The 13,024-nt window shown below is 47.0% G+C and carries 12 protein-coding genes; 3 read left to right on the top strand and 9 right to left on the bottom strand.

What is annotated here, in order from left to right; genetic code table 11:
• The first annotated feature begins 3 nt into the window (after positions 1-3).
• Positions 4-600: a dihydrofolate reductase gene (locus ACFI32_RS09070; protein WP_462626221.1), complete on the top strand. Its 597-nt coding sequence runs from the start codon at positions 4-6 to the stop codon at positions 598-600.
• Positions 601-702: 102 nt separating this feature from the next.
• Here the strand turns inward: ACFI32_RS09070 and uvrC are convergent, their stop codons facing one another.
• Together uvrC and ACFI32_RS09060 are read right to left on the bottom strand one after the other, a co-directional pair.
• Positions 703-2,547 carry an excinuclease ABC subunit UvrC gene (gene uvrC, locus ACFI32_RS09065; protein WP_462626220.1) on the bottom strand — a complete coding sequence of 615 codons (1,845 nt, stop codon included), beginning with the start codon at positions 2,545-2,547 and terminating at the stop codon, positions 703-705.
• Positions 2,548-2,719: 172 nt separating this feature from the next.
• Positions 2,720-4,246, bottom strand: coding sequence for a DUF3360 family protein (locus ACFI32_RS09060; RefSeq protein WP_462626219.1), 1,527 nt, complete (start codon positions 4,244-4,246; stop codon positions 2,720-2,722).
• 374 nt (positions 4,247-4,620) lie between these two features.
• Between ACFI32_RS09060 and ACFI32_RS09055 the strand changes: the two genes are divergently transcribed.
• Entirely contained in the window at positions 4,621-5,178 is a 558-nt protein-coding gene (locus ACFI32_RS09055; RefSeq protein ID WP_462626218.1) for a DUF4442 domain-containing protein, read from the top strand.
• A 216-nt stretch (positions 5,179-5,394) separates the two neighbouring features.
• Here ACFI32_RS09055 and rplS read toward each other — a convergent pair whose 3' ends face one another.
• The 4 genes from rplS to rpsP form a co-directional block, all read right to left on the bottom strand.
• Entirely contained in the window at positions 5,395-5,817 is a 423-nt protein-coding gene (gene rplS, locus ACFI32_RS09050; protein ID WP_462626217.1) for a 50S ribosomal protein L19, read from the bottom strand.
• A gap of 194 nt (positions 5,818-6,011) precedes the next feature.
• Positions 6,012-6,773 (bottom strand): tRNA (guanosine(37)-N1)-methyltransferase TrmD, encoded by a 762-nt coding sequence (gene trmD, locus ACFI32_RS09045; protein ID WP_462626216.1) that lies wholly within the window; start codon positions 6,771-6,773, stop codon positions 6,012-6,014.
• Between the two features lie 152 nt (positions 6,774-6,925).
• Positions 6,926-7,459 carry a ribosome maturation factor RimM gene (gene rimM / locus ACFI32_RS09040; RefSeq protein ID WP_462626215.1) on the bottom strand — a complete coding sequence of 178 codons (534 nt, stop codon included), beginning with the start codon at positions 7,457-7,459 and terminating at the stop codon, positions 6,926-6,928.
• Between the two features lie 150 nt (positions 7,460-7,609).
• Positions 7,610-7,879: a 30S ribosomal protein S16 gene (gene rpsP / locus ACFI32_RS09035; RefSeq protein ID WP_462626213.1), complete on the bottom strand. Its 270-nt coding sequence runs from the start codon at positions 7,877-7,879 to the stop codon at positions 7,610-7,612.
• A gap of 251 nt (positions 7,880-8,130) precedes the next feature.
• Between rpsP and ACFI32_RS09030 the strand changes: the two genes are divergently transcribed.
• Positions 8,131-9,567 (top strand): ATP-binding protein, encoded by a 1,437-nt coding sequence (locus ACFI32_RS09030; protein WP_462626212.1) that lies wholly within the window; start codon positions 8,131-8,133, stop codon positions 9,565-9,567.
• A gap of 91 nt (positions 9,568-9,658) precedes the next feature.
• Here ACFI32_RS09030 and ACFI32_RS09025 read toward each other — a convergent pair whose 3' ends face one another.
• From ACFI32_RS09025 to ACFI32_RS09015, 3 genes are all read right to left on the bottom strand, one after another.
• Positions 9,659-9,838 (bottom strand): hypothetical protein, encoded by a 180-nt coding sequence (locus tag ACFI32_RS09025; RefSeq protein WP_462626210.1) that lies wholly within the window; start codon positions 9,836-9,838, stop codon positions 9,659-9,661.
• A gap of 94 nt (positions 9,839-9,932) precedes the next feature.
• Positions 9,933-11,618 (bottom strand): ATP-binding protein, encoded by a 1,686-nt coding sequence (locus tag ACFI32_RS09020; RefSeq protein ID WP_462626209.1) that lies wholly within the window; start codon positions 11,616-11,618, stop codon positions 9,933-9,935.
• 347 nt (positions 11,619-11,965) lie between these two features.
• The gene (locus ACFI32_RS09015; RefSeq protein WP_462626208.1) at positions 11,966-12,682 is read right to left on the bottom strand and encodes a response regulator; all 717 of its coding nucleotides are present in this window, start codon (positions 12,680-12,682) and stop codon (positions 11,966-11,968) included.
• Positions 12,683-13,024 lie beyond the last annotated feature (342 nt).

Here is a 13,024-nt window from a genome sequence, read left to right as displayed (position 1 = left end):
GTTATGAGTTATGCCAGTACCCAAGTTGCCCAAATCGCCGCCATCAGTCGCAATCGCTGTATCGGAAAAGACAATGCGCTACCGTGGCATATCTCAGCAGATCTGCAGCATTTTAAAAAGCTGACCACTCGCGATCCAAAAACCAACCCGAGCGACAACAACTCAGAAACTGCGCCACAAGGCATCGTCATTATGGGCCGCAAAACATTTGAGTCTATGGGCAGCAAGCCACTACCAAAGCGGGTCAGCTTTATCATCACTACCCAGTTGGACTACGCCGAAAAGCATGGCCTAACAGCACATGATAACGCGCACGTGGTTCATAATTTGGATGATGCACTCACTCATGCCGCTAGCCTAGCCCATGGCCTACATCTGGATACGGTGTGGGTCATTGGTGGTGAAAAAGTCTTTAGCGACGCGCTGATGTATACCGACCGTATTGAACTGACTCATGTAGACACGGACATTACCGACGGCGAGGCATTTTATCCTGAACTGCCAGCGAGCTTTGAAGTCGCTGAAGCATCTGACACCATGCATAATGATAAGAGCAATTTGGATTTTCGCTTTGTGAGCTATCGTAAAAAAAGCCACTAGATTTGCGCTAAACCAATCTAGGGCGTGTTCCTATTTTAAAAATGGTGATAAACGTTTAAATTAGGCACACGCGCTAGCGGCCTGTTCGATCGTAAGCGTTACTTATTCATGTAATACCTTATAAATGGTCTTCGCCAGTACAGGGCCGATGCCTTGTACACCTGCCAGCTCTTGCTGAGATGCACCCAGCAACTGCTGTAAGCCGCCAAAGTGATTAAGCAAGTCACGGCGGCGCTTTTCACCCAGCCCTGGAATCACCTCTAAGATCGAAGACGAGCGGCGTTTATCACGTTTTTTGCGATGCGCGGTGATGGCAAAGCGGTGCGCCTCATCACGAACATGCATCAACAGATGCAGCGCTTTGCTGTCCATTGGCAAATCAAGCGGTGGATGATCCAAAAAGTGCAGCACCTCAAGCCCTGCCTTACGGTTCTCCCCTTTTGCCACACCGATCAGTAAGGTATCACCTAAGATACCCAGCTCGGTCAGCACCTCTTCAGCCATATGCAGCTGACCTTTGCCGCCATCAATCAATAACAAATCAGGTAGCGGTTGTTTTTTATAACGGCGCGTTAGGGCTTGCTTCATCGCCGCATAATCATCACCGCCTTGGATATCATGAATGGCATATTGCCGATAGTCACGGCGGCGCGCGCCGCCTTGATCAAAGACCACACAACTGGCAATCGTTGCCTCACCCATGGTATGCGAGATATCAAAGCATTCGATACGGTCAATGACGCGGCTACTCACCTCAGCCAGTACCGATTTGAGCGCGGCAAAGCGGGCATGCAGCTCCAAATAATCACCGAGTTTGGTTTTAAGCGCATTCTTGGCATTCAAGGTCGCCAAATCCAACCACTCAGCGCGTTGCTCACGGACACTGGTTTTGATGGTCACTTTGCTGCCAAAGTGCGTGGCCAAGGCCTCACTTATGGCGGCCTGATCAGGCAGCTCGTGACTTAATATGATTTCGGCAGGCAGATCATCGGTCACCTGAAAGTAAAACGAGGTGATAAACGCTGATAAGTTATTTTCAATAGGCTCGCTACTGTCGATATCAGGAAAATAGTTCTTACCGCCCAATACACGCCCGCCACGCACCGTCAGCACATTGACTGCGCTCATTCCAGCCTGACTGGCAATAGCGATGACATCAGCCTCCCCTTGTACGGTGTAAACAGCTTGCCGCGCCTGTACTTCACGCAACATTGACAGCTGATCACGGTATAACACGGCCTTTTCAAAATCCAAGGCTTCCGCCGCGCTTTCCATTTTTTCAATCAACGCGCTATGAATGTCGCCAGAATCTCCTTTCAAAAAGCGAATGGTGTTGTTTACATCTTCCGCGTACTCCTCAGGGGTCACCAGCCCAACACAAGGCGCACGGCAACGCTTGATTTGGTACTCCAAGCAGGGGCGCTGACGCTGGCGAAAAAAGGTATTGCTACATTGACGCATCTGAAACATCTTTTGCATCAAAATTAGCGTTTCTTTTGCCGCATGTGCAGAAGGAAATGGCCCAAAGAAACGACCCTTTTGATGGTTGCCTTTACCGCGCCCGTAAGCCAGCCGCGGATAAGGTTTATCCGCTGAAATAAAGACATACAGATACGACTTATCATCGCGCAGCAGCACGTTATACGGCGGACGATGTTCTTTGATCAGGTTTTGCTCAAGCAGCAGCGCCTCGGTTTCGCTACGGGTAATGATGGTTTCAATATCGTGAATACGTGCCACCAGCGCCCGTGTTTTTGGGTGATCAATGGTTTTGGCAAAGTAGCTGTTCACACGACTTTTGAGCGATTTGGCTTTGCCGACATACAGGATATCGTCATTTTTGCCCAGCATCTTATACACCCCAGGCAAATTGGGCAGGCGCTTAATCAAATGTTTGAGGCGCGCTTGCTTATCATCGACAGCGCTTGGTGCTGAGACGTTGGTCATAAAACAGTGCTCATAAAAAGGATGGATTATCTGCTATTTATGGGGGACAGTAGCGGTTTTGCAAGCCATCGACCGTGTGCCGACTGGCTAATGGCTCGAAATATCAGCATCAAAAAAGCCAGTACGAGACTGGCTTTTATTGACGGCTGAACGGTAGATTGAGTGTCTTAGATTAATGGCGGAAACTTGGTAACAACGCTTCAATACCAGGCAGCATACCGACCACCGCCATCACACCAGTCAACACCACAAACATGATACCCGGAATAATCCAGCGGCTCATTTTTGATAAGCTGGCGCTACGCTCTTTTGAGCCAATCAAGCCCAAATTGTCTAACAATAAGGTGAGTGACCAGCCAAATGCAGGATTAACCAGCGCTGAGGCGAATACCACAATCGCTGCAGACTGTGTGGTCTTGCCTTCACGCGTCATCTCCATACCTGCCTCAAGCAGCGGAATAAATACCCCTACAATCAGCGCAATACACAGTACTGGCTCCCAAATAGCCAAATCCATCGGATAACCCCAGACGCCAGCAACCACACAAAATAGTGCCGTTAGCAGCGCACCGGCAGGGATAGGACGCTTGGCAATCGCGGCAGGTACAATGTACGTTCCCCACGAGGACGCAAAGTTTGATCCACCCAGTACAGAACCTGCCACCTGACGAAACGAAGCGCTGACCATGGTGTCGTCAATGTCCATCAACACACGCTCAGTACGCTTGGGGTAGCTGATTTTTTGGAACACTTGATGACCCAAAAAGTCAGGCGACCACATCGCGACCGCTAAAATGGCAAATGGCAGCACAACGATAAAACTCTCAAGGGTTGGCATACCCAGCATCCAACCAGTATTCTCACCCCACCAATACATGGGACTCATATGCGGCAGGCCAGGCGCGGTCTTAAACGCAAATGGTGCACCCATCAAAAATGCTACCCCGCCGCCAAGTAAGCAGCTGAGCGGCACGGCAAGCCAGCGCTTTTGAAAATGTTCCAATAACGCATATAGCAAAATGGTGAGCAAAATCACTGTAAATGCAATGTGGGTCATGCCAATGCTCTCAGACCACGCAAACAGCTTTTTGACTTGCGAGGTGGTGCCGATAAAGCCCAAGTATAGCAATAGGCCGCCGCACACCCCTTTACTGGTGAGGTTGGCGAGCAAACTACCCCCTTTACTGATCGCCAGCATCAAACCAAAAGCACCAATGAGTAAGCCAAATGCCATCGGGTGACCACCAGCGGCCACCACAATTGGAATCAGCGGAATCAACGGGCCATGCGTACCTGCAAGGTTGGCCGTCGGTAGAAAAAAGCCTGAAAATAGTACAATAAAAAACGAGACGATCAACAGCTCATAGCGTACGTTTTCAAGCACAAACCCGTCGCCTAAACCAAGTGGGCCTGCAAAGGTCGCTGCAATGGCGCCCACCATGACCACCTTACCAATAGTCGCTGCCATAGCAGGGATAGCGTCTTCAAATTCAAAACGATAATCACGAAAAGGCAGGTTGGCACGCCAGCGTTTGGGCTGCATGATTTGTAGTTCATGGTTTAAATAATCATCACGACTAGCAAAACTGCTACTGGGCCGATGCAGATCTGCATAACTTCCTTTTTCATGCAATTGATTATCATTATTAGTAGATATATGTTGATCAGAGTTTACAGTAGAGTCGATATTCTGGCTCATCACTTCTCCTTGTGTTGGCTGAGATATGATGTCCTTCTTGAGTCATTACTGATATAGCTTCATCTATATCAACAATAAAATAACCGGACAAAAATTTGCGTTCATTGTATGCTATTATGCGCCTTAAATTAATATACAGAACGATATAACGAACATTTAGTAGCGTTATCTAAAGAATATTGTTCGTTGAAAGTTTCTCTTATGCTATAGGTACTGTTTTCGCTATGTCGTAGCGTTATTTGCCTCGTTACGCATTAAGACTGGTTGCCATTGCCGTTTTTAATTAAGATAGAAATCTTTTGAACACCTGATACCTAGGCATCATGGATGGCCGCTATATCATGGATTGGAAACGAAGGACAAAGGAAAACCAAATGAGTCTACTACCCAAAAACCTAGACGCTCTAAAGCGCAACGCCAAAAAAAATATCATGCCGCTGTTGACACCGCATTTACTTAAACTGCGTATCAATACTTATGCCCCTTATCTCGGTGCTGGCATTAAAATTGAGCACATTAATTTTGATCAAGGCTTGTGCGTGGTGAGCATGCCGCTAACCACACTGAACAAAAATATCGTGGGAACACAGTTTGGTGGTAGCTTGTATTCGATGACTGACCCGTTTTATATGCTGATGCTGATGCATCAACTGGGTAGCAGCTACGTGGTGTGGGACAAAAGCTCTCATATTGAGTTTGTCGCACCGGGACACAGCAAGGTGACCGCACGCATGAAGATATCCAGTAGTGAGGTGGCCACCATTCAAGAGTTGGCAAAAGATGGCGACGCGGTATTTCGTGAATACGTCACCGATATTGTCGATGAGCAGCAGAAAATCATCGCTACCGTGACCAAAATTCTTTACATTCGCCTGCGCAAATACAGCAACTCCAAAGATCAGAGCAATCGCTTAGAACCGTTAGGCAGCTGACGGCATCGTATCTGCGTACCATGGGCGGATTACCTTGTTTTTTATACAACCCATATATACAAAAACCCCAGTTCGGCATCAGCACAAACTGGGGTTTTGTCTTTTTTGGTACGCCCACTTATTTATAAATAAACCTATGAATAAGGGCTTGTATCTACTACCGCCAGTTGACCTATTGACGTCATCGCCGATAGATCAAAGCAGTTAAGCTTGAGCTTAGATACCAGGTGCAGTTTCAACCGCATCAGGTACACCAGCGTCAGTTTTTTTCTGCGCGGTAGGACGAGCACCAAGCTTTTCGCGGATACGTGCTGATTTGCCAGAACGCTCGCGTAAGTAGTACAGTTTTGCACGGCGAACAGCACCGCGGCGTTTCACTTCAATGCTATCGATCAATGGTGAATGCAATTGGAATGCACGCTCAACACCGATACCGCTTGAAATTTTGCGAACGGTAAACGCAGAGTTTAGACCGCGGTTACGCTTAGCAATAACAACGCCTTCAAAAGCCTGTAGACGCTCACGCTCACCTTCGCGGACTTTTACTTGAACCACAACCGTGTCGCCAGGGGCGAAACTTGGGTGCTCACGCAATTGAGCGTTTTCAATGACCTGAACCAATGGATGCTTGTTGCTCATGAGAGTTATCTCCTCACATTAGATGATAGAGGCTTCACGCGTATCACCTATTTGTAATAAATAATCACGACTCGTTAATATCAAGACGTGACATAAATGGGGGTGGCAAACGGCCATAATAAGATGACCTGTTTTGTATTGCTCAAAATTTATCAGTTCACTGTTTATCTGTTAGTTTGCAGCAGTTTGAACACTCATGACTGCTTTTTTGCCAATGCTTTGAGCCATTTGGCTTGTTGCGCGTTTGGCGTAAACGCTTGCCACAAGTCAGGACGCCGTGCTTTGGTGCGCGATACTTGCTGCAAAAAGCGCCACTTGGCGATATTGGCATGATGACCTGAGAGTAATACCTCGGGTACTGCCATATCCGCAAAGTGATGCGGCTTAGTATAGTGCGGACAGTCCAGCAAGCCATCGACAAACGAGTCTTGCTCAGCGGATTGGTCATCACCCATGACATCAGGTAGACGCCGTATCACGCTATCCATCATCACCATTGCAGGCAGCTCACCACCCGTCAACACATAATCTCCAAGGGAGATTTCGATATCGACATACTGGGTCAGTAGACGCTCATCAATACCCTCATAACGACCGCACAAAATAATCATACCGTCGTACTTGGCCATATCGACCACGCTTGCCTCGCTCAGCGTTTTGCCTTGCGGTGACATATAGACTACTGGGCAGTGCGCAGCAACCATACGGCATCCATGCGCTAGCGCACGAGTACGCGCTTGTTCTAGCGCTTGTGACAGCGGTCCAGCCATCATCACCATACCAGGACCACCACCATAAGGACGTTCATCAATGCGGCGGTAGTTGTCAGTGGTATAGTCACGAGGGTTGATGCAGTCAATCGTAACTTGCTGCTGAGAAACCGCTCGCGCCGTGATACCAAAATCACGAATCGCGGTGAACATCTCAGGAAAGATACTAATTACGGCAAAATACATCAGACCTCTGTTGCTGCGTGAACAAACCACCGTAGTAGCAATGCGTAATTGCGCCAGTTAAGCTTGCATCATTCATCAAAACAAGGCGTCGCGCCGTGATTTGCTTGTTGATACGTATTGGCTGATCGGCAATCACAACTGTGAGTAACTATTTAATAGTCACTAGGCCATGCCACATAAACCATTTTGCCAGCCTTATCGACCTGCATGACGGTTTGCTTGTGCCACGGAATCAAACGCTCTTCATCATCCAAGCTGCCTGAAGTGGCTGCCACACATATGATATCGTGTGCGCCCGTTTCAAACATTTCAGTAATGTCACCTAAGTATTCGTGCTGTTCATTGACCACCTGCATACCGACCAAATCTGACCAGTAATACTCGTCTTCAGCAGTCTCAGGCAATACCTCTTGTGCCACCAAAATGGCCACACCGTTCATCGTTTCAGCAACATTACGGTCTGGTACTTGCTCAAACTGAGCCACAAGTCCAGAACCTTGACGACGCCAAGCCGTTACCGTTAACGGTTTGATACCCACAGCGGTTTTGATCCACCATGGCTGCATGTCAAATATTGCCTCACGCTCATCGGTATCGCTAAACACCCAAAGCCAGCCTTTAATGCCGTAAGGCTTTTTGAGCTGACCGATTTTCATCAGGGTATCGGCGTTGGGTTTTGATGACATAAGGGCTAACCTAGTAGTAATTAAAACAGCGATTGTCAACAACCAATCAAACTAAAGATTATAAACAGTGAATCGCGTAGCCTGGTCAAACCAGTTACGCTATATGTTTTTAGCTGACTGATGATTGTATGAGTACAACATCAGTACACATTACGCGGTAGCGTCAGTGCTCTCTGCAGCTTTTTTGTAAGACTTTGCTAATGAAGCAACGCGGTCTGAAGGTTGTGCACCTTTAGCGACCCACGCGTTGTACGCGTCCATGTCTAGGCGTACAGCTTCTTCTGACTCTTTAGCGAGCGGGTTAAAAAAGCCAATATTTTCGATGTAGCGACCGTCACGCGCGCGGCGTTGATCAGCAACGACTACTTGATAAAATGGGCGTTTTTTGGCACCGCCCCGTGCTAAACGAATAACAACCATGTGAATTCTCTCTTTCGCAGGTATACCAAAAAGGGCATAATTATACCATACTATTATTTTGTTGAAAACAGAAACTGTGTTTATTTAATTCATTTTAGAACAATGATTTAAATGCCACTATCGATTTGGCTTCTTACTTTTTTTTGACCACAATTTGACCACAACCAATGGGTACATTCAAGAACGCCCATAGCGTATGTTTCATGATTGCACTATACTTTGTACTCTATTTATCGGAGTAGTCGCCACTCATGCTTCCCCCATCCTCTCGTCCTCGCCGCCGTGGCTGGTTGGCACGCTCGTACTCTAGCAGCTGGCTGACCACACTGATGGTGACCTTTATTGTGGTCATTAGTGTTGGTTTGTCGATTTGGTTGTTCTGGCGCAGTTTGTATTTGCCTGAGCTCAAAACCCATGCGCGTTATCTGACCAGTGAGCTGCATTTGATCAGTAGCGTCAAAAAAGACTGGCGTGACAATCAAGCCATGCGTCAATGGGTCTACGAGCATTCACATGTGGTTGTGGTGGACAACCCGCGCGACTTCCCTGATGTTGAGGACAAACTATTTGTGGGGCTGTTTACCAATGTATTGCAGCACGAGATTAGCGCGCAGCTCGGCCGCCCAGTTCAGGTCTATTTTAAGTTCAAACCCACACCTCAGCTGTGGGTGCAAGACAGCGCGGATAAAAGCTTTTGGATACGTGAGCCTGTGATCTACTACTCACAGTACAGCCCTGCATTGCTATTGATGTTTTTGCTGGGCTTACCTATTTTGACTTTGCTCACCATCATCATGCTGGCACGGCAACTCAACCGTCCGTTACGTCATTTGCAGCGCGCCGCGACCAACTATATTCGTCTTGGTCATGCGACAACGCTGCCTACAGGAACAGGGCCAACTGAGATCAGGCAGGTCAATACCGCCTTTAACCGTCTTTTTACCACGCTTAACCAAGCACAAAAAGAGCGTACCATCATGCTTGCTGGTATTTCACACGATTTGCGCACCCCACTAACCCGCATGCGCTTGACTGCTGAGATGCTCCCTGATGACTTTTTTCGAGAAGGGCTTATTTACGATATTGAGGATATGGATGCGATTTTGGAGCAGTTCATCTCTTTTATGAAAGATGGCTCTGATGAACCCGTTCATTTGACCAACCTTGATACTATTTTTAATGAAATTATGGTGCAGTTTGCACCGATGGAATTTATTTATCAGTCAGAATGCCACAAAGCCGTACCAGTGCGGCCATTGTCTATCAAGCGCCTGATCATCAATTTGGTTAACAACGCCAATCGCTATGGCAAGCCGCCCATTTATTTGTCCGCGACCATCGTACCCACTTTTATTGACACGGTAGACACCGATGACGATGAAGTGATCAGCGAAAATACGGTCAATCAAGAAGCACAGGAGCAACTGATGATTTGCGTGCGCGATTGCGGTAGTGGTGTGGCTGAAGATCAGCTTGAGCGCATCATGCAGCCATTTGAGCGTGGTGAAACGGCTCGTACGACCCAAGGCAGCGGCCTTGGTTTGGCCATTGTCAATCGCATTGCAGGGTTACATCATGGCACGGTTGAGGCCATCAATCATCCTGATGGTGGTTTGCAGGTCTGTATCAGAATACCACTCATTTCCAAAATCGCTGGTGAGCAGCCAAAAGAACTTCCCGCAGAATAATTTTATAGGTTTCAACACATACCAACAAAAAAGCCACTAATCATATAGTGGCTTTTTTGTTGGTCATCGCTTGACAACTTTCATGATGCATTCAGTCTTTACTGCCGATCAGTGGTGGAATGTGCACTGCACTATTCGTAAATTCAATGGGCTGCGTCAGCTCAGCCTCGGCCGCTTGTAAACTCTGCGTTGCTGTTGGTTGCTTGAGAAACAGATAATAGCCAAGCGTAATGGCATTTAATACAACCAACCCTCCAAACAAGTAAGGCATGTGTTGCTCTCCTATCGTGTTAAATAATAATGGTAGGTATCATGGACAGCCTAATCATGCCACCTACTTGGTATCGTCCAGTCAACTATAAGTCTCAAACATCAAAAGTACGATCGCTTTGCTCTTGCGTGATGTCGTCAGCAGCGATGGTTTGTGCCAGCGGCTTAACAGGCCATGTCATGATAAATCGAGCGCCGCCCAGCTCAGGGCTTTCATCCACTTTCATGCCGCCATTAAACCAAAAAGCGATACGTGAAACAATCGATAAACCAAGCCCATAGCCACCTGAGGCGCGGGTGCGACTGTCATCAAGACGTGAGAAAGGAATAAATACCTTTTCACGATCTTCCTCTGGAATACCATGCCCATCATCCTCAACAGTCACAAAGGCATTGCCCTTTCTAACACCACCACTGATCACAATGGTCGTTTCAGCATAACGCAGAGCATTACCCGCTAAGTTTTGAATCACACGGTGCAGATAGCGTCTATCAGCAACCGCCGTGACCTTAGGTCCAGGCGGGTTGGCAACGATTTTAATCGGCTTGCCAAGGGCATTGGTTTCGCGTTCAATTTGCTCGATCAACTCTTTGAGATTGACTGGCTCTAAATCAAGCTTCGGTGACCCTTCCTCCAGCTTGGCATAGGTTAAAATCTCATCAATCAAGCCATTAAGCGATTCGATATCTTCATCGATAAAGTCGCGCTGCATGTGCCGCGAGTCTTCATCATCGGTATCTGCCAGCATGTCTACGGCAAAGCGAATACGTGCCACGGGCGTTCGCAGTTCGTGAGAAACGGCGCGAGTGAGTTCGCGCTGCGATTCAATCAAGCGCTTAATATGCTCAGTCATTCCATTAAAAGTGGCCGACAATCTGGCAATTTCATCTTGACCAATCACCTGTACTTGAATGTCCAAATTGCCTTTACTGACTTCATTAACACCCACTTGGATCAACTGTAATTTGCGCTCCAGTGGAAAGATGAGCGCATAAACGCCCAAGCTGATCAAAAACATACTGATCAAAACCATGCTGATAATCAAGTTAAGCGGAAACCAATTAAAGAGCGGCACAGGCCCCATAAGCACGACCATATCATTAATTTCTGATGGCACAATAACGCGGATAGAAGAATTGGTTTGGCTGGAGCTGGTATCTTGAAACAAAATCACCACTTCATCGCGGCGTAGCCTTGCCAACTGATCATTATCCAGACTCAATGCGCTCACGGACGCCAACGATAGCGGAAAAGAAAACTTCTCTTCAAGTTCTGCAAGACGAGCACGCTTATCTGATAAGGTGGTATGGTACGACAAGTCATCAAGCAAAAACACTGCCATAGCGCGTACTTGCTGCTCATTGACTTGTGAGAGCCGCACGGTCAAAACGTTGCTGCCCTCTGGCAGACGATAATACACATCGGCATAACTGGGCTGGCTCACATAGCGTACTACTGCTTTACCATCCTCTAAGCGGCGCAGTTCACTAGAGCTAAAATCAATCTCGTCGGTGGGTACAATATGAAAGGTTGAGCCAAATAAACTGCTGGCATCAGACAACCAATATTCACGCTCGGTATCACTGGTTTGGTGCGTAATGCCCTCACCTACCAAGTAAAAGGCACCCGTCGCCATGTTCTCGCGATAAGATTGGACGCGCTCTTTATTGATGGTGCCCATCAGAAGCTGTGCGAATAAAGCCACACACAAGCAGACGATCAACAGACCGCCATAAATTCGAATAAAGATACTGTGCTTTAAAGATGAAACTAATGACATATTGTGTCGTTACCAATCTATTGAATAATCTCTGACCAAGCCAATTCGCGCTAACATATGAATACGGACAGGTACGATGATACTGCCACTTGGCTATGGCATACCCTACCTGTCCGAGATCCATCACTTAAAACCTACCCAGCTTTTTTGCGATATTCACTGTGATATTATTCAGTGACCATTGCTTTTGGGGTATCCATAAGCTTAATTAAAACACATAACGCCCATCATAAGTTTAAAAAAATTGTTTCTAGGCATGAAAAAACCAGCACAAGGCTGGTTTCTTATCATACATTGTCAATCAAGTCGTGGATAGCGCCTACACATGACTGACATACAAACGCGGCTTAGTTGCCTTCTTTAACAAACAAATAGCCTTTACTACGAACGGTTTTGATACGCTTTGGATTTTCTGGATCATCACCAATTTTTGGACGGATACGCGAAATACGCACGTCAATCGAACGATCTTGACCATCATACTCAATCCCGCGCAAACGCTCAAAAATATCTTCACGCGATAAAATACGGCCTGCATTTGATGCCAATAGCCACAATAGATCATATTCGGCACTGGTAAAGTCCACCAATTCGTCACCCAGATGAACTGAGCGGCCGCCATTATCAATGACCAGTTCGCCAAACTCAAGGCGCTGCGGTACATCTTCTGATGGCGCATTTTCAGAGCGGCGTAACAACGCACGGATGCGAGCGAGTAATACACGCGGCTGAGCAGGCTTCGCCACATAGTCATCCGCGCCCATTTCTAGACCAAGGACTTGATCCATATCTTCGGTACGCGCAGTCAGCATCAAAATCGGATTTTGATAATGTGGGCGCACTTCACGGCACACGGTCAAACCGTCACTACCAGGTAACATCACATCCAAAACAACCATATCTGGTTGCTCATTTACAATGCGGCGAATCGCACGATTACCATCGGTTTCGATGGCGACTTCCAAACCGTTTTTGACCAAGTAATCTTGGGTCAACATCGCCAAACGCTCGTCGTCCTCAACGATCAAAATTCGGGGGGTATTGTCTTCTTCAGTCGTTGTCATTTTTATATCCTCTAAATCGTAAAAGTCAGAACAGCGAAAGCAATAGTATCACTCACTCAAACCATGCATATGGCCATCAGTGCTGTCAACATAGCAGCACAGTATACTATCAAACGTATAACATCCCATACTATAGCTTATAGCCGTTAACAAAACCTATAAACAACTGCCATTCAATATTTAGTTTGCGTCCAATTTAGCCCGCAATTTAATAAAAAATAGCAGTCTGTTATGCATCACTCATATCACAATAACGCGCATTCACAAAAATGTGATTACTGTTAATATAACCAAATATTGCCTGAACTGCCAGCGATGATGATACCGCTATCCTCATAAAAC

The sequence above is a fragment of the Psychrobacter sp. PSi21 genome, assembly GCF_054960615.1.
Note: the sequence above shows the minus strand (reverse complement) of the source record. Positions and strands in the feature narration are given on the sequence as shown.

Bases quoted from the DNA above. Each gene is read 5' to 3' on its own strand.
- ACFI32_RS09070 (WP_462626221.1), top strand. From the start codon at position 4: ATGAGTTATGCCAGTACCCAAGTTGCCCAAATCGCCGCCATCAGTCGC.
- ACFI32_RS09020 (WP_462626209.1), bottom strand. From the start codon at position 11,618: ATGTCATTAGTTTCATCTTTAAAGCACAGTATCTTTATTCGAATTTAT.
- ACFI32_RS09030 (WP_462626212.1), top strand. From the start codon at position 8,131: ATGCTTCCCCCATCCTCTCGTCCTCGCCGCCGTGGCTGGTTGGCACGC.
- uvrC (WP_462626220.1), bottom strand. From the start codon at position 2,547: ATGACCAACGTCTCAGCACCAAGCGCTGTCGATGATAAGCAAGCGCGC.
- rplS (WP_462626217.1), bottom strand. From the start codon at position 5,817: ATGAGCAACAAGCATCCATTGGTTCAGGTCATTGAAAACGCTCAATTG.
- ACFI32_RS09015 (WP_462626208.1), bottom strand. From the start codon at position 12,682: ATGACAACGACTGAAGAAGACAATACCCCCCGAATTTTGATCGTTGAG.
- ACFI32_RS09055 (WP_462626218.1), top strand. From the start codon at position 4,621: ATGAGTCTACTACCCAAAAACCTAGACGCTCTAAAGCGCAACGCCAAA.
- trmD (WP_462626216.1), bottom strand. From the start codon at position 6,773: ATGTATTTTGCCGTAATTAGTATCTTTCCTGAGATGTTCACCGCGATT.
- ACFI32_RS09025 (WP_462626210.1), bottom strand. From the start codon at position 9,838: ATGCCTTACTTGTTTGGAGGGTTGGTTGTATTAAATGCCATTACGCTT.
- rpsP (WP_462626213.1), bottom strand. From the start codon at position 7,879: ATGGTTGTTATTCGTTTAGCACGGGGCGGTGCCAAAAAACGCCCATTT.
- ACFI32_RS09060 (WP_462626219.1), bottom strand. From the start codon at position 4,246: ATGAGCCAGAATATCGACTCTACTGTAAACTCTGATCAACATATATCT.
- rimM (WP_462626215.1), bottom strand. From the start codon at position 7,459: ATGTCATCAAAACCCAACGCCGATACCCTGATGAAAATCGGTCAGCTC.